11 protein-coding genes are annotated in these 18,523 nt (G+C 74.3%); 7 read left to right on the forward strand and 4 right to left on the reverse strand.

Annotation, left to right across the window (positions count from 1 at the left end):
• The first annotated feature begins 34 nt into the window (after nucleotides 1–34).
• The 4 genes from ACFWRO_RS23460 (at nucleotide 35) to ACFWRO_RS23475 (ending at nucleotide 5,795) form a co-directional block, all read left to right on the forward strand.
• Nucleotides 35–1,618, forward strand: coding sequence for a GAF domain-containing protein (locus tag ACFWRO_RS23460; protein WP_384513008.1), 1,584 nt, complete (start codon nucleotides 35–37; stop codon nucleotides 1,616–1,618).
• A gap of 121 nt (nucleotides 1,619–1,739) precedes the next feature.
• A complete protein-coding gene (locus ACFWRO_RS23465) occupies nucleotides 1,740–2,927 on the forward strand; it encodes an MFS transporter (protein ID WP_384513039.1) in 1,188 nt (395 codons plus the stop codon).
• A gap of 50 nt (nucleotides 2,928–2,977) precedes the next feature.
• Nucleotides 2,978–4,450 carry an acyl-CoA synthetase gene (locus ACFWRO_RS23470; RefSeq protein WP_384513009.1) on the forward strand — a complete coding sequence of 491 codons (1,473 nt, stop codon included), beginning with the start codon at nucleotides 2,978–2,980 and terminating at the stop codon, nucleotides 4,448–4,450.
• Nucleotides 4,443–5,795 (forward strand): carboxyl transferase domain-containing protein, encoded by a 1,353-nt coding sequence (locus ACFWRO_RS23475; RefSeq protein ID WP_384513010.1) that lies wholly within the window; start codon nucleotides 4,443–4,445, stop codon nucleotides 5,793–5,795. Before ACFWRO_RS23470 ends, ACFWRO_RS23475 begins: the two co-directional genes overlap by 8 nt.
• 130 nt (nucleotides 5,796–5,925) lie before the next feature.
• Here the strand turns inward: ACFWRO_RS23475 and ACFWRO_RS23480 are convergent, their stop codons facing one another.
• The 4 genes from ACFWRO_RS23480 to ACFWRO_RS23495 all read right to left on the reverse strand — a co-directional run bounded on the left by ACFWRO_RS23480 (nucleotide 5,926) and on the right by ACFWRO_RS23495 (nucleotide 15,442).
• On the reverse strand, nucleotides 5,926–9,594 hold the full coding sequence (locus ACFWRO_RS23480; RefSeq protein ID WP_384513011.1) for a S8 family serine peptidase: 3,669 nt from the start codon (nucleotides 9,592–9,594) through the stop codon (nucleotides 5,926–5,928).
• Between the two features lie 149 nt (nucleotides 9,595–9,743).
• Nucleotides 9,744–11,021: an MFS transporter gene (locus ACFWRO_RS23485; protein ID WP_384513012.1), complete on the reverse strand. Its 1,278-nt coding sequence runs from the start codon at nucleotides 11,019–11,021 to the stop codon at nucleotides 9,744–9,746.
• A complete protein-coding gene (locus tag ACFWRO_RS23490; protein ID WP_384513013.1) occupies nucleotides 11,018–11,461 on the reverse strand; it encodes a GNAT family N-acetyltransferase in 444 nt (147 codons plus the stop codon). The genes ACFWRO_RS23485 and ACFWRO_RS23490 overlap by 4 nt, the downstream gene beginning before the upstream one ends.
• 648 nt (nucleotides 11,462–12,109) lie before the next feature.
• Nucleotides 12,110–15,442: a BTAD domain-containing putative transcriptional regulator gene (locus tag ACFWRO_RS23495; RefSeq protein ID WP_384513014.1), complete on the reverse strand. Its 3,333-nt coding sequence runs from the start codon at nucleotides 15,440–15,442 to the stop codon at nucleotides 12,110–12,112.
• A gap of 151 nt (nucleotides 15,443–15,593) precedes the next feature.
• Here ACFWRO_RS23495 and ACFWRO_RS23500 point away from each other — a divergent pair, with 151 nt between their 5' ends.
• Genes ACFWRO_RS23500 through ACFWRO_RS23510 form a run of 3 tightly spaced genes read left to right on the forward strand, consistent with a single transcriptional unit; the run spans nucleotide 15,594 to nucleotide 18,509 of the window.
• Nucleotides 15,594–16,367, forward strand: a complete 774-nt coding sequence (locus ACFWRO_RS23500) for an SDR family oxidoreductase (RefSeq protein WP_384513015.1) — start codon at nucleotides 15,594–15,596, stop codon at nucleotides 16,365–16,367.
• Between the two features lie 40 nt (nucleotides 16,368–16,407).
• On the forward strand, nucleotides 16,408–17,019 hold the full coding sequence (locus ACFWRO_RS23505; protein ID WP_384513016.1) for an NAD(P)H oxidoreductase: 612 nt from the start codon (nucleotides 16,408–16,410) through the stop codon (nucleotides 17,017–17,019).
• A complete protein-coding gene (locus ACFWRO_RS23510; RefSeq protein ID WP_384513017.1) occupies nucleotides 17,016–18,509 on the forward strand; it encodes an MFS transporter in 1,494 nt (497 codons plus the stop codon). Before ACFWRO_RS23505 ends, ACFWRO_RS23510 begins: the two co-directional genes overlap by 4 nt.
• Nucleotides 18,510–18,523: the final 14 nt, after the last annotated feature.

Raw genomic sequence — 18,523 nt, forward strand, 5'->3', positions numbered from 1 at the left:
GTCCCGATCGCCCGTTTCGCCTGACAATGCTCCCATGGCACTGACGGACCAGCACGACGAACCGGACGACGAACCGGACTCGGCACCGCGCCTGCCGATGCTGCTCCAGGCGGTCCTGAGCGTCGGCACCGACCTCGAACTGCGGGCCACCCTCCAGCACATCGTGGAGTCCGCGGCCGAACTGATCGGGGCGCGCTACGGGGCGCTCGGGGTCGTGGACCCCGAGCGCGGCCGGCTCACCGAGCTGTTCACCGCCGGCATGACGGACGCCGAGCGGGAGCGGATCCCCCGCCTCCCCGACGGACACAGCGGGCTCCTCGGGGTCCTCATCGAGGACCCGCAGCCGCTGCGCCTCGACGACCTGACCGCCGATCCGCGCTCCGGCGGCGTGCCCGAGGGCCACCCCGTCATGCACTCGTTCCTCGGGGTCCCGATCCGGGTCCACACCGAGGTGTTCGGCAACCTCTACCTCACCGAGAAGCGGGGCGGACCGTTCACCGAGCGGGACCTGTCGATGCTGCGGGTCCTCGCCTCGCAGGCCGGGATCGCGATCGGCAACGCCCGGCTCTACGAGACCGTCCGGCAGCGCGAGCGCTGGATCGAGGGCGCGGCGGCGGTGACGACGGCGCTGCTCTCCGGGGAGCCCGCGGCGAACGCGCTGATGACCGTCGCCGAGCGGGCGCGGCTGCTCGCGGACGCCTCGGCCGGGGTCGTCCTGCAGCCCACCGAGGAGGGCGGGATGGAGATCGTGGCGGCCTCGACCGTGGACGACCCGGGCGACCTGGTGGGGACGACGATCGCGCCGGGATCGCCGGTCCTGGAGCAACTGCTCGGCGGGGAACCGGTGTTCGTCGAGAACTCGGCGACCGACCCGCGGATGACGACACACGTACGGTCGCGGTTCGGGCCCTCGATGATGCTGCCGCTGCAGAGCGGCGGCCGGCTCATCGGCACGCTCGCGCTGCCCCGGCGGATCGGCGGACGCCCGTACACGGCGGTGGAGCGGCTGCTCGCCTCGCAGTTCGCCTCCCAGGCGGCGCTCGCGCTCGTCCTCGCGGACGCGCAGCACAACCGGAAGCAACTGGCGGTGTACGAGGACCGCGACCGGATCGCCCGCGACCTGCACGACCTCGTCGTCCAGCGGCTCTTCGCGACGGAGATGATGCTGGAGTCGACGCGCCGCCGCGCGGCCGGCGAGAAAGCGGGCGACCCCGACCCCGACTCCGACCCCGACTCCCCCGAGGACACCGCGCTGCTCGGGCGGGCGGTGGACGAGCTGGACTCCACCATCCAGGAGGTACGGACGGCCATCTTCGCCCTCCAGCAGCCGCCCGCCGACGCGCCGACGACCTTCCGGGGCCGGGTCCTGCGCGAGACGGGCGGCGCCGGGGTGCTCCTCGGCTTCCAGCCCTCCGTGCACTTCACCGGCGCCGTCGACACGCTCGTCGACCCGGCCGACGCCGACCCGCTGCTCGCCGCCCTGCGCAAGGCCCTCGCGGCCGCGCACCGCCGGCCGGGCGTCTCGGCCATCCTGGTGGAGGTGGCGGCGACGCCGGACGGCCCGCGCCTGACGGTGACGGACGACGGCCGCCCGCCGACCACGGCGCACTGGCCGTAGCCGCCGCGAAGCCGCGCCCCCGTACGGCCCAATCCGGCGCGCCCGGGCCCGCCGGCCGCACTTGACTGATCGCGTGGACACCCTCGCGAAGCCCTCCGGCACCGCCTACCGGAACCTGGTCATGGCCACGATCGGGTTCGCGCTCACCTTCTGGGCGTGGGACCTGATCGCGCCGCTGGCCAGTTGGTACGGGGACCGGCTGGACCTCAGCTCCTTCCAGCAGTCGCTGCTCGTCGCCGTCCCCGTCCTGGTCGGCTCGCTGGGGCGGATCCCGGCCGGTGCGCTCACCGACCGCTACGGCGCCAAGGTGATGTTCCCGCTGGTGTCGGCGCTGACGATCGTGCCCGTCCTCCTCCTGATCCCGGCGAAGAACTCCTACGGCGCGATGCTCGCCGTCGGCTTCCTCCTCGGCCTGGGCGGCACGACCTTCGCGATCGGCATCCCCCTGGTCAACTCCTGGTTCCCGCCCGCCAAGCGGGGCCTGGCGCTCGGCGTCTTCGGCATGGGCATGGGCGGTGTGGCGCTCTCCGGCTACTTCACCCCGCGCATCGCCAAGCACGGCGAGAACCTGCCGTTCGTCGTGGTCGCCGTCGCCCTCGCCGCGTACGCCGTCCTCGCCCTGCTCCTCATCAAGGACCGCCCCGACCGGCCGGTGCCCACCGCCTCCCTCGCGACCCGGCTCGGCAAGGCGGGGCGGCTGCGGGTGACGTGGGAGCTGTCGGCGCTGTACGCGATCGGCTTCGGCGGCATCGTCGCCTTCGGGGTGTACCTGCCGACGTACCTGAAGACCTGGTACGAACTCGACCCGACCGACGCCGGTACGAAGGCCGCCGGATTCGCCCTGGTCACCGTCGTCTTCCGGCCCATCGGCGGCTGGCTCTCGGACCGGGTCCACCCCGCCGTCGTCACGGCCGGCGCGCTCGGCTTCGTCGCCCTGTTCGCGATCGTCCAGGCCTTCGACCCGCCGCTGAACCCGGGCGGCACGATCGCCCTGCTCTGCATGGCCGCCGGGCTCGGCACGGCGAGCGGCTCGGTCTTCGCGCTGGTCTCGCAGGTCACCCCGCAGCCGCAGGTCGGCAGCGTCACCGGCATCGTCGGGGCGATGGGCGGACTCGGCGGCTTCGTGCCGCCGCTGGTGATGGGCGCGATCTACAGCGCCAAGGACTCGTACTCGATCGGTTTCATGCTCCTCTCCGACCTCGCGCTCGCGGGCTGTGTGTACGCGTACGGGCGGATGCGGACGATCAGGCCGACCGCGGAGGGCGGCGGGGCTCCGGAGGTGAGCAAGGTCGCAGCACCTCGCCCCTGAGACGCGGGCAGAATGCCTCTCGGCATCCCGCTACGCGAGGAGGACGACCCGTGACCGCGCTGTTCCCGGCCCTTCAGGCCCGTTCGGACCGGCCCGCACTGCGCTTCGGCGCCGAGACGCTCACGTACGAGGAACTGGGCCGGGCGGCAGGTGCCTTGGCGGCGCGGATCGAGGGCGCGGGGCGGGTCGCCGTCTGGGCGACGCCGACCGCCCCGACGGCGGTCGCCGTGGTGGCCGCGCTGCTGGCCGGCGTACCGGCGATCCCGCTCAACCCGCGTACGGGCGAACGGGAGTTGGCGCACATCCTCGGCGACAGCACCCCGGGCGTCGTCCTCGCGGGCGCGGGCGACGTGCTCCCGGCGGGGCTCGCGGAGCTGCCCCGGATCGACGTGGACGTGCGCGGGGAGGGGCCCGCGGTCGGGGAACCCGGCACGCCCGAGGACCTCGAGTCCCCCGCCCTGATCGTCTACACCTCCGGCACCACGGGGCCGCCGAAGGGCGTCGTCCTCTCCCACCGGGCGATCGCCGCCTCGCTGGACGCGCTCGAGGAGGCCTGGGCGTGGACGGCGGACGACGTGCTCGTGCACGCGCTGCCGCTCTTCCACGTGCACGGACTGATCCTGGGGATCCTCGGGCCGCTGCGGCGCGGCGGCTCCGTGCGCCACCTCGGCGCGTTCTCCGTCGAGGGCGTGGCCCGGGAGCTGGGCGCGGGCGGCGGCACGATGCTGTTCGGCGTACCGACGATGTACCACCGGCTCGCGGACGCCCTCGACGGCGATCCGGCGCTGGTCCGGGCGCTGTCGGAGGCGCGGCTGCTGGTCTCGGGCTCGGCGGCGCTGCCGGTCCACGACCACGAGCGGATCTCGGCGGCGACGGGCCGGACGGTGGTCGAGCGGTACGGCATGACCGAGACCCTGATGAACACCGCCGTCCCCGTGGGCACCCCGCCGCGCCCCGGGTCCGTAGGGCTGCCGCTGCGGGGCGTGGGGCTGCGGCTCGTGGAGGAGGACGGGTCGGAGCTCCCGGCGTACGACGGGGAGAGCGTCGGCGAGATCCAGGTGAAGGGCCCGAACCTGTTCAGCGCGTATCTGAACCGGCCGGACGCGACCGCCGCCGCCTTCGACGGGGAGTGGTTCCGGACCGGGGACATGGCGGTCCGTGAACCCGACGGGTACGTACGGATCGTGGGCCGCAAGGCGACGGACCTGATCAAGAGCGGTGGGTACAAGATCGGCGCGGGCGAGATCGAGAACGCCCTCCTGGACCACCCGGCGGTGCGGGAGGCCGCCGTGACCGGGGAGCCGGACGCCGATCTCGGGGAGCGGATCGTGGCCTGGGTGGTGGCCGAGGACGCGGAGAAGCCGCCGACGGCCGAGGAGTTGGCGGACCATGTCGCCGGTCTCCTCGCTCCGCACAAGCGCCCGCGCACGGTGCACTTCCTCGGCGCGCTGCCCCGCAACGACATGGGCAAGCTCCTGAAGAAGGCGCTGCCGGACGCCCTCGCGGAGTCCGGCCGTGGCTGAGCGGCGCACGGCCCGCGAGGTCGTCGCGCTGGTGACGGACGACTTCGCGGCGCTGCCCGCTCCGGCTCCGGCCGCCGCGGACGGGCCCGCGCGCCCGGACGGGCCGATCGGCTGGGCCGGGTACGACGCGGCACGCGCGCGTGCGGCGTCGAGGACCGGTGAGGAGGAGTCCGTCCTGTACGGCAGGGCGACGGTCGGCGGGCGTCAGGTGGTCCTGGTCGCCTTCGAGTTCGGCTTCCTCGGCGGCTCGCTCGGGCGGGCGGCCGGTGACCGGCTCGTCGCCGCGTACGACACCGCCGTCGCCGACCGGGTCCCGCTGGTGTCGCTCGTGGCGACGGGCGGCAGCCGGATGCAGGAGGGCATGATCGCCCTGACCCAGCTCCAGCGGGTGGCCGAGGCGACGGTACGGCTGCGGGGCGCGGGCGTCCCCCACGTCACCGTCCTGCGCGACCCGTCGACCGGCGGCGGCTGGGCGACGGTCGGCGCGGGCGCGGACGTCGTCCTGGCCCTCCGCTCGGCCCAGGTGGCTTTCGCGGGCTCCCGGGTCCGGCCACCGGACGCCGACCCGGCCGCGTACACGGCGGAGGGGCAGTACGCGCACGGGCACGTGGACGCGCTCGTCGACCCGGCCGCCCTGCGGGCGACGCTCGACAGGTGGCTGCGGCTCCTGACGGGCGCCGGCGAGGAGCCGCCCGTGGCCGCTCCCCCGCCCCGCGCCCTCACCGAGACCACCCCACCCGGCACCGGGTGGGAGGCCGTCGTCCGGGCCCGGGCCGCCGGGCGGCCGCGCGCCGGGGCCTATCTGGACGCCTACTTCAGCCTGCGGGAGGCCGTCCGGGGCGACCGGGCCGGTGGCGTGGACGACGGTGTGGAGTGCGGGTTCGGCCTGCACGAGGGCCGGACGGTCGCGTACGCGGCGCAGGTCGGGACCGCGACCCGCCCGGCCGGATTCCGCACCGCCGCCCGGCTGATCCGGCTCGCGGACCGGCTCGGGATCCCGGTGCTCACCCTGATCGACACCCCGGGCGCCGCCAACGACGCGGCGGCGGAGCGGGCCGGGGCGGGCCCGGCGATCGCGGAGGCGTTCACCGCGGTCGCCGAGGCGCGGGTCCCGGTGACCTCGCTCCTGGTCGGCGAGGGCGGTTCGGGCGGGGCCCTGGCGCTGGCCGCGCACGGCAACACCTGGACCACGCCCGACGGTTACTTCTCCGTCATCGCGCCCGAACTCGCCTCGGCCATCCTCAAACGCTCCCCCGACCAGGCCCCGCTCACCGCCGACCAGCTCCGGCTGCGGCCTCAGGACCTGGTGGAGCTGGGCGTGGTGCGCGGGATCGTGGGGCGGTAGGGACAGCCCGAAGCCCCCTCTGTGAAGCGGGCGGCAACGCCGAATGACGAGTGCCCGGCACGGCGGGAAGCCGTGCCGGGCACCATGTCCCGCATTCCGGACGGTGGGTCACTTCGTGGCTACTGCATGGCTACTTCACGCCGAGCGCCCGGATGATCTCCTGCCGCACCGCGCCGCCCCGGTCGTCGGAGGCGCCCGCGCGGAGCGAGACGTACTCGGCGCCGCGCGGCACCCGCAGCTCGCCCGTCCAGGACGTGCCGTGCCAGGACTTCTTGAGCGTGACCTTCTGCCAGGTCTTGCCGTCGTCGTACGAGACGTCCAGCGCGCCGCCGCCGATGCGGCCGGTGCCGGTCGCGCCCACGACGTACTCCGCCGAGATCCCGACGTCCACCCGGCCGCCGCCCCTGACATCGCCGTTGAGGTCGGTGTCGACGTCGAAGCCGAGGTTGATCAGCGGGAGGAAGGTCTCGCGGTCGGTGGGGGTCTCCTTGGAGCGGAAGGTCCACTCGGCGTGGCCCTTGGTCGAGAGCCGCCAGCGCGCCGGGTCGAGGGTGGTGTCGGTGACGACCTTGTAGGTCGCCTCCTCCGCCGGGGAGTCCCAGGCGTAGGCGCCGGAGCTCATTTTGCGGTCGACCCGGGTCCCGTTCACGTACACCTCGGTGAACTGGGTCATCGAGTCGTCGTTCCACACGTTGCCGAAGCCGGTGTGGTCGGGGCCCGAGTCGCCCCAGCCGGGGGTGTTGAACTTGAGGTCGTTGCCGACGCGCTGCTGGCCCCAGCCGAGCCCGGTGCCGAGCCAGGGGTGCCAGACCGGCTTGAACCACTCGCGGTGGGTGGTGCTGTCGCCGCGGTAGGCGAAGATCCCGCCGCGCTGTTCGAGCGAGTCCGCCAGGTCGACCGACTCGTGCCAGCCCTGACCGCGCGTGGTGGAGACGTACTCGGTGCGCTCGGCCGGGAAGGCGATGTACTCCTTGAAGCCGAAGCCGATCGGGAACGTGTCGGTGATCGAGTAGCGGAACTCGCCGCCGAGCTCCTTGCGGCCCGTGGGCATGTGGAACGTGGAGCGCACGGTGGCGAGTTCGTCCTCGTCGGGCCGGAAGACCAGGTCGGACGGGATCGCGCCGGGGTGCCCCTCGGAGAGGTCGTAGACGTACGGGGTGAAGCGCGTGCCGGTCAGGTCGACCGTCTTCTTGCGCGCCGCGGTCTCCGCGAGCCGGGCTCCGTCGGCCGCGTTGACGGTCGCGACGGCCAGCGGCCGGGTCTCGAACTCGGCCGTGCCGAACCAGGTGTTGAGGCGGCCGGGGGCGTTGTCCGTGACGAAGAGGAGGGCGACGCCCGCGTCCTGGGCGATCTGGGCGATCTCGACGGGCGTGAGCGCTCCGGCGCGGACCAGGACGGCCTTGCCCTTCACGTCCTTGCCGGCGTACTCGGCGGCCGTGCCGGTGCCGACGTCGACGAGCCCGAGGCGCTTGGCGCCCTCCAGCATGGTCGTGCCGGGCTGGACGGTGGCGCCGGAGAGCCGGTCGCCGTTCGCGCTCGCCTCCAGGAGCGGCTTGCCCAGGCGCCAGACGGTCCGGTACTCGAAGGTGCCGGTGGCGGGCTTGCGGGTGGGCGCGGCGAAGATCGAGTCGTACTTCACCGGGAGCTGGACGGCGCCGCCGTACGAGGCCCCGTTCGCGTCCCGGTCGAACTCCATCAGGAGCTGCCGGGTCTCGGTCCGCTTCTCGACCTCGGCGCGGATCTCCTTGAGCTGCCGTCCGTCGAGGGTGATCTCGCGGTCGCGGTCGAGGACGATCTCGGGGTCGGTGAGGAAGCCGAGGCCGAGCGAGTCCTTGCCCTTGGAGCCGCGGACGTCGAGGAACGACGAGACGGTGTACGTGCCCGGCTTCAGGCGCAGTTCGAGGGTGCCGGACTCGCCGACGGCCGCCGGGAACGGGTCGTAGCCCGGGGCGAGCCGCTTGACGCCCAGGTTGGCCGCGGTCGGGGCGCCGTCACGGTCCTTGACGTGGACGGTGAGGTTGTAGCGCTCCTCCTCCTTCACCAGGCCGAGCGCGGTGTGCGCGACGGGGACGCCGGCGGCGGAGGCGACGACCCGGCCGGAGGCGTTGCCGACCGGGGCCTTGGCGCCGTCACCGGTGACCGTGGTCTGCGCGGTGCCGTGCGCGGGAACGGTGAGCGTGGAGTCGGCGAGGGTCGCGACACCGGCGGGCATCCCCTCGACGGCGAGGTTCAACTCGACGGCCGCGTCGGAGTGGTTGGTGTACGTGACCGTCTTCGTGACCGGCGTGTTCGCCTCGTACGGCCAGGAGAAGAAGCCCAGGTCGGCGGAGCCGGTGGCGGTGACGTTCGCGGTGATGGCGGCGGCCACGTCGACCCGGCCCGCGCCGAGCGCGTACGAGGAGTCGGTGAGCGTCTTCGACGAGGACATCAGCGCGTTCTTGAGCTGCGCGCCGGTCCAGTCGGGGTGCTGCTCGGCGAGGAGCGCGGCGACACCGGCGACGTGCGGGGTCGCCATCGACGTACCGCTCATCGAGGTGTACAGGCCGGTTCCGGTGACCAGTTGGGAGCGGGCGGCGAGGATGGAGACGCCGGGCGCGGACAGGTCCGGCTTGAGGGCCTGGTCGCCGAAGCGGGGACCCTCGCTGGTGAAGTACGCGGGCCGGTCGGCGGAGTCGACGGCGCCGATGGTCAGGGCCGAGTCGGCGGCGCCGGGCGAACCGATCGAGCCGGGGGCGCCGTTGTTGCCCGCGGCGATGACGAAGAGGGCGCCGGTCTCGGCGGTGAGGGTGTTGACGGCCTGGGCCATCGGGTCGGTGCCGTCGCTGGGCTCGCGCGAACCGAGGCTCATCGAGACGATCTTGGCGTCGATGTCCTTGGCGGCCCACTCCATGCCCGCGATGATCTCGGACTCGCTGCCGAAGCCCTCGTCGCTGAGGACCTTGCCGACGGCGAGGCTCGCGCCGGGCGCGACACCCTTCTCCGCGTTGCCCTCGGAACCGGCGCCGCTGCCGCCGACGGTGGAGGCGACGTGCGTGCCGTGGCCGTTGCGGTCGGCGACCTCCTCGCCCGCGATGAACGACTTGGACTCGCTCACCCGGTCCTTGAGGTCGGGGTGGCCGAGGTCGGCGCCGGTGTCGAGGACGGCGACCTTCACACCCTTGCCGGTGAGCCCGGCCTCCCAGGCCTTCGGGGTGCCGATCTGCGCGTTGGACTCGGCCATCGCGGCCTCGACCCGGCCGTCCAGCCACACCTTGCCGCCCGCCGAGCGGGTCGCGGGCGACGTGAAGGAGCGCCAGAACGCGGCCGGGTCGGTCGCCTCCACCGCCGCGCCGCCGATGCTGGGCAGCGCGCGGACGGTCTCGGTGCCGCGGGGCGCGGCGGCGCGGGCGCCCTTGCCGTGGGTGACGATCAGCGGCAGGTCGTCGGTGATGCCCTGCTCGATGAGGCCGCTGACGTCGAAGAGCCGCTCGTCCAGGGCGCCCGAGGCCAGGTAGGGGCGGGCCTCGTCGGGGACGACGGTGACGCGGCCGTCGGCCATCTCGCTGCGTACGGCTCCGGTGGCGCCGGCCGCGCGGTCGACGGTGACGGTCTTCTTGCCGCCGCCGAGTTCGGTGACGGTGACCCGGTCGCCGGTGACGAGCGTGACGGTGGCGCTCTGCGCGGCGGCGTTCTTGAACGTGTCGGGCACGGCGGGGGCGGCGGCTCCTCCGGCGGCGGCGGTCTGCCCCGCGGTGAGCAGCACCAGGGAGATGCCGGCGGCGAGCAGCCCGGCCCTTCCTCCTGCGGAAGGTCTGATCATCGACGCACTCCTCGACACCCGGGGGAAGGGGTGGCTCCGGGTGCCGCGAGGAGTCTGTTCCGGTGGACGGCCGTTGAACACGGCGTGGACTGGCGGCTATGTGCCGTGGCGGCCAACCGCCACTTCAGGCAGTCGGGTCGAGGGCCCGTTCAGGCAGTCGGCTCTAGGGCGTCGTAACGGCGGAAACCGCGCCCGTACAGGGCAAGCACCCCGATCGCGAGCACACAGGCGATACCGCCCCCGGTGATGGCGACGGCCGGGGAGGTCAGATCGGCGACGGAACCGGCGAGGAAGTCGCCGAGCCTGGGCCCGCCCGCGACGACCACGATGAAGACGCCCTGGAGCCTGCCGCGCATCTCGTCGGGGGCCGCGACCTGCATCATCGTGTTGCGGAAGATCATGGAGACGGTGTCGGAGTACCCGGCCAGCGCGAGCAGGAGCAGCCCGAGCCAGAGCTCGCGGGTGAGCCCGAAGACGGCGATGGCGGTGCCCCAGCAGGCGACGGCGAGAAGGATCGCCTGCCCGTGGTGGCGGATGCGCCCCTGCCAGCCGCTGAGGACCCCGCCGAGGAGCGCCCCGGCGGCGGGCGCGGCGGCGAGAAGGCCGGTGGTGGTGGCGTCGCCGTCGTACCAGAGGACGGCGACGACGGGGAACAGGGCGCGGGGGTGGGCCAGGATCATGGCGCAGAAGTCGGAGAAGAACGTCATGCGCAGATTGGGCCGGGTGGCGAGGAAGCGCAGCCCGTCGAGGACGGAGGCCCGCTTGGTGCCGGTCCGCTCGGGGAGCATGGACGGCAGCCGCCACATCGCGTAGAGCGCGGCGGAGAAGGCGATGGCGTCGATCAGGTACGCGATCTGGAAGCCGCCGACGCCGACGAGGAGGCCGCCGAGGCTCGGCCCGACGAGCGTGCCGAAGGTCATCGTCATCGAGTTGAGCGCGTTGGCGGCGCGCAGCTGCTCGGCGGGGAGCAGGCGCGGGATCATCGCGGTCCTGGCGGGCGAGTTGAGCGCCGCGCAGACCGACTGCAGGGCCACGATCGCGTACAGGAACCAGACGTGGTGGAAGCCCGCGAAGGCGGCCGTGGCGAGGGCGACGGAGAGCACGGCGGAGCCGGTGGCGCTGGCGAGGCCGAGCTTGCGGCGGTCGACGGTGTCGGCGATCGCGCCGCCGTAAAGCCCGAAGACGACCAGCGGCACGAGCGAGAACAGGCCGACGAGCCCGACGGAGAACGGCGAGCGGGTGATCTCGTACACCTGGAGCGAGACCGCGAGCGCGGTCATGCCCTGGCCGACCCAGGAGACGGTGTTGCCGAACCAGAGACGGCGGTAGTGCGCGGAGGTACGGAGCGGGGTGAGGTCGGCGAAGACCCGGCGGCGCTCGGGCCGTTCGGCCTCCTGGGGCTCCTGCGCCTTGTCGGTGGCGCTCACGCGACGTCGTACCGGAGCTCGGGGCGGGCCCAGTGGATCCGCCCGGCGGGCTCGACGGTGCCGGTGCGGCGGGCTCCGGTACGGAGGTAGAACTCCTCGGCGGGCGGATGGGAGACGACCCGTATGGACTCGAGTCCGGCGGCCCGCGCCTGCTCCCGCATGTGGTCCATGAGCAGCCGCCCGACGCCCTGCCCCTGCGCGGCGTCGGCGACGAAGGCGAGATCGAGCTCGGCCTCGTCCAGGAGGAGGGCGTAGAACCCGAGGACCTTGTCGTGCGCGTCGACGGCGACGAAGACCGGGTGGTGCTCGATGTAGGTCCCTCCGACGGTGTAGCCGTCGACCATGTAGGCGTAGTCGCCGCGGTAGGCGGCGGACTTCCGCACGAGCTGGGTGAGACGACGCGCGTCGGCGGCGGTGGCCCGCCGGATGGAGAGGGACATGGGGCGAGTATAGGGGCGGGGGTGGGATCAGGCCCTTACAGTCGTAGAACGGGGCCTTGGCGTTGGTGGTGCGCGGCAGCTCGTTCTGCGTGTACGGGCGCACCTTGCCGACCGCGGCGGTGAGGTCCTCGGGGAAGTAGATCTGCCCGGTGTGCACGGTGACGCCGTCGGCGTACGCCTGGTTCGGGAAGACGCCCTTGGTGTGCACCTTGACGTGGATGTGCACGGTCCGCCCGGTGTACCAGCCCGGGAAGACGGTCCGGAACCGCACCCAGCCGTCGCGGTCGGTCAGCTGGAACCCGCGCAGGAACGTCGTCCTGCTGTCCGGCGGCAGCTTCGGGATCGGGCCCTCGAAGGAACCCGGGGAGCGGGCCGGGATGGGCTGGTTCACGCCGATGACGTGCACGTTCGTGAACGGCGGCTGCCCGTTTGGCCGCCGGGCGTCCGCCGTACGCGGGACGCCGGGAGCCCCGCCCACCCCGTTGTGGGCAATCGTTCCGCACCCGTTGTGGGCAATCGATCCGCAGGGCCGTGGGCACAAGGGCGTTCCCCGCCAGTTGTGGGCAATCGTTCCGCAGGGCGGTGGGGGTCCCCCCCAGGGCGAAGCCCTAGGGGGAGGGTGGGCACAACCCACGACGAGCGGTGCGTTTACAGGGCCGGCTCCCCCAAGAGCCCGCGCGCCGCGCGCACGGCTGCCTCCGGGGCGAGGGTGGCGCCCCGGGCGCGGGCCACCTCGAAGGCCTCGTCGCCGACCGCCCCCCGGGCCGCCGCGCTCACCCGGTCCACGTCCCCTCGCTCAGCCGCAGGCAACGGCGCCCCGGTGGACGCCCGCAGCGCGCCCGCAGCGCCGAGGAGGAGGCCCGCCCCCTCGCCCCGCCCGGCCAGGGCCACCGCGCCCGCGAGGCCCTCCAACGCCAGGGCCACCGCCCGAGGATCCCCGGTCGTGACGGCCGTCGCGTACCCCTCCTCGTGGAGCGCGAGCGCCCCCGCGCCGTCGCCCCGCAGCTCCGCGACGAAGCCAAGTTCCGCGAGGATCAGCGCGTTGGCGCCGTCGAGCCCGACCAGCCGGTGCCAGTCGAGGACCTCGCGCAGGTGCTCCTCGGCCTCCGCGTGCAGGCCCTCCCGGCGCGCGCCGAGCCCGAGGCCGAGGACCGCGTTGATCTCGCCCGCCCGGAAGCCGACCTCGATCGCCTTCTCCCGCGCCTCCCGGTGGTACGTGCGGGCCTGCGCCAGGTCCCCCGTGAGCAGCGCGGTCCGGCCGAGCCCCGACAGCAGGTCGGGCACCTCGGTCGTGATCCCGAAGCTCCGGGCGGTCTCGAGGCCGGCCCGCTTGAGCCGCACCGCCTGCTCGTACGCGCCGCGCACCTCGGCGACCGTGGCGAGCGGGTAGACGGACCAGAGCCCCCCGCACGCGTCGCCGAGCCGCCCGAACAGTTCGGCCGCCGAGGCCGCGTCCGTCTCCGCGCCGGCCAGGTCGCCCCTGAGGAGTCGCTGCACGGACCGGTCCGCCTGCGCGGCGGCCTCGCCCCAGCGGTCGCCCTCGGCCCGGAAGCCGTCGAGGGCCTCCCCGGTGAGCGCCTCGCCCGCGCCCTGGTCGCCGGTCCCGCACAGCGCGTGGGCCAGGAACCAGCGCGGCCAGGGGGCGTGGCCGCCGGGGCCCGTCACGGCGTCGTACCGCGCGAGTGCGGCCTCGATCCGCCGCCTGCGGTCCGTACCGTTGCCGCCCATGACCGTGAGGCCGGTCCGCCAGACCTCGACCCGGGCGCGGAGCAGCGCGTCGCCCCCGGCCGTCCCCAGCGCGGCCGTCGCCGAGCGGATCGCCTCGCCGAGCCGCCCGCGCAGGCCCCAGTACCAGGCCAGCGCGTCCACGAGGCCGAGCGCCTCCCGCGCCGCGCCGCACTCGACCGCCCGGTCCAGGGCGGCGCGCAGGTTGGCGCTCTCGGCATCGAGGCGGGCAAGCCACTCCCGCTGTCCGTGCCCGCGCAGTTCGGGTTCGGCGGTGCGGGCGAGGCGCGTGTAGTGGGCGAGGTGCCGTTCCCGTACGGCGTCGGTCTCACCGGCCTCCGCCATCCGCTCCAGGCAGTACGCGGCCACGGATTCGAGCAGCCGGTAACGCGGGCCGTCCTTGCCGTCGACGGCGACGACGAGGGAGCGGTCGACGAGCCGCGCGAGCAGGTCGAGTACGTCCTCGACCTCGATCTCCTCGCCCCCGCAGACCTCCTCGGCCGCGTCCAGGGTGCAGCCCTCGGCGTGGACGGCGAGCCGCCGCAGGACGGTCCGTTCGGGTTCGGGCAGCAGCTCCCAGCTCCAGTCGATGACAGCGCGCAGGGTCTGCTGGCGGGCGGGCGCGCCCCGCTGTCCGGCGTTGAGCAGCCGGAACCGGTCGTCGAGCCGTTCGAGCAGCCGGTGGATCCCGAGGGCGCGGACCCGGGTGGCCGCGAGTTCGAGGGCGAGCGGGATGCCGTCGAGGCGGCGGCAGACGGCCTCCACGGCGGCGCGGCCGTCGGCGTCGAGGACGAGGCCGGGCGCGGCGGCCAGTGCGCGGGCGGTGAACAGTTCGACGGCGCTGTCGGGGGTGAGCGGCGGTACCGCCCACAGGGTCTCGCCCGCGAGGGCCAGGGGTTCCTGGCTGGTCGTCAGGACGACGAGCCCGGGCGCCGTTCGCAGGAGGAGTTCGGTCAGCTCGGCGGCCTCGTCGATCACCTGCTCGCAGTTGTCGAGGACGAGCAGGAGCCGCTTGCCGCGCAGGACGCCCGCGAGGCGCTGGGCGCCGCCGCCGGGGCCTTCGGGCTTGGGCCCCCAGCCGTCGTCGCGCAGCTCAAGGGCCGCGGCCACGACTTCGGCCAATTCACCTCGGGTACCGGCGAGTTCGACGAGCCACGCGCCGTCGGGGAAGCGCCCGCGCGCCTGCCGCGCCGCCGCCACCGCGAGCCGCGTCTTCCCGACGCCGCCGGGCCCTGTGAGCGTGACGAGCCGCCGCGCCCCGAGCAGCCCGTCGACTTCGCCGACGGCCTCCTCCCGCCCCACGAGTCCGATGAGCGGCACGGGCAGATTCCCGCGCCCTTCGGACGGCGCCACCTCGGCCACGACACCCGCGCCGTCCCCGGCCGCGGATCCGGGCCGGGGCGCGGGTACGGGCCCGGCGCCAGGCCCGGGCGCGGGCCAGGGCGTGGGTACGGACGCGGTGCCAGCTCCGGGCGCCCGCTCCGCCACGGCCCCTGACGCCGGCGCCTCCAGCGCCGGGTCCTGCTGGAGCATCGCCCGTTGGAGGGCGGCCAGTTCGGGGCTCGGGTCCAGGCCCAGGTCCTCGGCGAGGCGGGTGCGGAGGGACTCGTAGCCCGCCAGGGCCTCGCTCTGGCGGCCCGAGCGGTAGAGGGCGCGCAGATGGGCGGCGCGCAACCGTTCCCGTAGCGGATGCAGCTCGACGAGTCCGGCCAACTCTCCCACCAGCAGCGCGTGTTCCCCGGTCTCCAGACGGGCCTCGGCGGCCTCCTCGCGTACGACGAGCCGCTCCTCCTCCAGCCGGGTCACGGCGGCCCGGGCGAAGGGTTCGTCGGCGAAGTCCGCGAACGCGGGCCCGCGCCACAGCTCCAGCGCCTCGGCGAAGAGCGCGGCCCGGCGCGCGGGCCGGGCCTCGGCACGCGCGCGTGCGGCCAGCGCACTGAACCGGTCCGCGTCCAACGTGCCATCGGGCAGGACCAGTTGGTAGCCGGGTGCGCGGGAGACGACGAGCTCGCGACCGCCGGGCTCGGCCTCCTCCAGGACGCGGCGGAGCTGGGAGACCTTGGCCTGGAGGGCGCGCACCGGGTTGCCGGGCGGCTCCTCGCCCCACAGGTCGTCCACGAGCCGGTGCGTGGCCACGGGCCGCCCCGGGTCGACGAGCAACGAGGCCAACAGCGCCCGCACCTTCAGCTCCGGAACCCGGACGACCCGCCCGTCCTCGGTCCGCACGGCCGTCTCCCCCAGCACCCCGAATCGCATGCCAACACCGTAACCGCCCGCCTGACCTGGGCCGTAACGCCGTCCGAACCGCATCCGAACCAGACCCGAACCGCACCCGAGCGGAACCCGAACCGCCGCCCCGCAGAGTCGTCCCCGTCACCAGCCGACACCCCCTCCCGAGGAGCACCCCATGTCCACCACCTCCACCACCTCCCGCACCTCCCTCGCCGGCAAGACCGCCCTCGTCACCGGCGGCAGCCGGGGCATCGGGCGGGCGATCGCGCTAAGGCTCGGCGCCGACGGGGCCCGCCTCGGGGTCCACTACGCGAGCAACGAGGCCGCCGCGAAGGAGACCGTCGCCGCGATCGAGCGGGCCGGCGGCTCCGCCTTCGCCCTGCGTACCGAACTCGGTGTCCCCGGTGATGCCGAGGCCCTCTGGGCGGCCTTCGACGCGCACGCCGACGGCGTCGACATCCTGGTCAACAACGCCGGGATCGCCGGGCCCGGCACCATCGACGAGGTCGAGGAGGCCGACTACGACCGGGTGTTCGCGGTCAACGCCAAGGCGCCCTTCTTCATCGTCAAGCACGGCCTCGGCCGGCTCCGCGACGGCGGCCGGATCATCAACATCTCCTCAGGCGTCACCAAGGTCGCCTTCCCCGGCATGACCTCGTACGCCGCCTCCAAGGGCGCCGTCGAGGTGCTGACCCTGACCCTCGCCCAGACCCTCGGCTCCCGTGGCATCACCGTCAACGCGGTCTCCCCCGGCACGATCGAGACCGACATCCACCCCTGGATGGCCGACCCCGCTGCCAAGGCGCACGCCGCCGGGTTCTCGGTCTTCGACCGGGTCGGGCAGCCGGGTGACGTGGCCGACGTCGTCGGCTTCCTCGCCTCCGACGACGCCCGCTGGGTGACCGGCCAGAACATCGACGCGAGCGGCGGCTCCGGCCTCGGCCTCTGATCCCCTCGCCCCACACCCCACACCCCACCAAGGAGCCGTCATGTCCCGCGCCCGCCACACCCTCCTCGTTCACGCCCACCCCCGCCCCGACTCGCTCACCGCCCAGTTCGCCGCGCTCGTCCATGGCCGCCTGACGGGCGCGGGCGGCACCGTCGACGTACTCGACCTGTACGCCGAGGAGTTCGACCCGGTCCTGCGCCCGGCCGACGAACCGGACTGGGAGGACCGGGAGAAGACGTACACCCCCGAGGTCCACGCCCACATGGACCGCGTCCTGGCCGCCGACGACCTCATCGTCGTCTTCCCGGTCTGGTGGATGGCGCCGCCCGCCGTCCTGAAGGGCTGGATCGACCGGGTGTGGAACTACGGCTTCGCCTACGGCCGCAGCAAGCCGCGCCTGGCGGAGAAGCGGATGGTGTGGCTGGCGCTGATGGGCAACCCGCTGGAGGAGATCGAGAAGCTGGGCCTGGACACCGTCCTGGACACCCAACTGCGCGTCGCGGTCTCCGAGTACTGCGGGATCAGGGACGCCTCGGTCCGGATCGTGTACGGCACCGAACTGTCCGGCATACCAAAGGAGTTGCGCCCGGAGCGGGTGCGGGAGCTGCTCGCGGAGGCCGGCGCGGCGCTGGACGGAGGGTCGGCGCGATGAGCACGAGCACCGAGACCAGCGTCGAAGTGACCGCCAAGGCCGGTGCCCGTCAGTGGCTCGGGCTCGCCGTCCTCCTTCTCCCCGTCACCCTGATGACGGCCGACCTCGGCGTGCTGTGGCTCGCCACCCCGTACCTGGCGGCCGATCTGCGGCCCAGCAGCGCCCAGTTGCTGTGGATCACCGACATCTACGGCTTCCTCACCGCCGCCACGCTCGTCATCATGGGCACGCTCGGCGACCGGCTCGGCAGACGGCGGCTGCTGATGGCGGGTTCGGCCGGCTTCCTGCTCGCCTCGCTGCTCGCCGCGTACGCCCCGAACGCCGGGACGCTGATCGTGGCCCGCGCCCTGCTCGGCGTGGCGGGGGCTGCCGTGCTGCCCTCGACGCTCGCGCTCATCAGCCACATGTTCGCGGACGCCCGGCAGCGCGCCACGGCGATCGCGATGTGGGTGACCGCGCTCTCCGTCGGCCTGGCGATCGGCCCGATCGTCGGGGGTGTGCTGCTCGCGTCCTGGTGGTGGGGGTCGGTGTTCCTGATCGGGCTCCCGGTCATGCTGATCGCCCTGGTCACGGCGCCCGTCCTGCTCCCCGAGTACCGCGATCCGCGCCCCGGCCGGCTCGACCTGGCGAGCGTCGCGCTCTTCCTGCTCGCGGTGCTGCCGCTGGTGTACGGGGTGAAGGCGCTGGCCGCGCACGGCCCGACGGCCGAGGCGGGCGCGGCCTTCGCCGCCGGCGCCGGCTTCACGCTCGCCTTCGTCCGGCGGCAGAACCGGCTCGCCACCCCGCTGCTCGACCTCCGGCTCTTCCGCAGCCGTGCGTTCACCGGGGCGCTGCTCACGCTGCTGCTCGGGATGACCGCGCTCAACGGGGTGGAGTACCTGGTTCCGCAGTACCTCCAGGCGGTCGCCGGGCTCTCGCCGCTGGCGGCCGGGCTGTGGCTGCTGCCGGGCGCGGCGGGGCTGATCGCCGGTTCGCAGCTGACCCCGCCGCTCGCCCGCCGCTTCCGGCCGGCGTACGTGCTGGTCGGCGGGGTGCTTGTCTCGCTGACCGGGTACGCGGCCGTGGCCCTGGGCACCGGGGTGACGGTGGCCGCCCTGGGGCTCGCGGTGATCATGTTCGGGGCGGCCCCGATCAGCGTCCTCGGGACCGCCCTGGCGGTCGGCGCGGCCCCGCCGGAGAAGGCGGGCGCGGCGGCGGCGACCGGCCAGACGGCGTACGACCTGGGCCTGGCCCTGGGGATCGCGGTGACCGGCAGCGTGGCGGTCGCGGTCTACCGCTCGGGCATCCCGTCGGACGCCCCGGCCGCGGCGCGGGAGTCGCTGGGCGCGGCGGGGGCGCTCGGCGACGAGGCGCTCCTGGCGACGGCCAGGGAGTCGTTCACGACGGCCCTCCAGTCGGCGTCGGCGCTGAGCGCGGGGTTCGCCCTGCTGACGGCGGTCCTTGTACTGGCCCTGCTGCGGGGTGTCCCGCGGATCGCCTCGGGCGACTAGTCCGACTCGGGTCC

It is taken from the genome of Streptomyces sp. NPDC058579 (genome assembly GCF_042718575.1).
In the GTDB taxonomy this organism is placed as follows: domain Bacteria; phylum Actinomycetota; class Actinomycetes; order Streptomycetales; family Streptomycetaceae; genus Streptomyces.

Bases quoted from the DNA above. Each gene is read 5' to 3' on its own strand.
- ACFWRO_RS23500 (WP_384513015.1), top strand. From the start codon at position 15,594: ATGTCCACCACCTCCACCACCTCCCGCACCTCCCTCGCCGGCAAGACC.
- ACFWRO_RS23490 (WP_384513013.1), bottom strand. From the start codon at position 11,461: ATGTCCCTCTCCATCCGGCGGGCCACCGCCGCCGACGCGCGTCGTCTC.
- ACFWRO_RS23510 (WP_384513017.1), top strand. From the start codon at position 17,016: ATGAGCACGAGCACCGAGACCAGCGTCGAAGTGACCGCCAAGGCCGGT.
- ACFWRO_RS23465 (WP_384513039.1), top strand. From the start codon at position 1,740: ATGGCCACGATCGGGTTCGCGCTCACCTTCTGGGCGTGGGACCTGATC.
- ACFWRO_RS23460 (WP_384513008.1), top strand. From the start codon at position 35: ATGGCACTGACGGACCAGCACGACGAACCGGACGACGAACCGGACTCG.
- ACFWRO_RS23480 (WP_384513011.1), bottom strand. From the start codon at position 9,594: ATGATCAGACCTTCCGCAGGAGGAAGGGCCGGGCTGCTCGCCGCCGGC.
- ACFWRO_RS23495 (WP_384513014.1), bottom strand. From the start codon at position 15,442: ATGCGATTCGGGGTGCTGGGGGAGACGGCCGTGCGGACCGAGGACGGG.
- ACFWRO_RS23505 (WP_384513016.1), top strand. From the start codon at position 16,408: ATGTCCCGCGCCCGCCACACCCTCCTCGTTCACGCCCACCCCCGCCCC.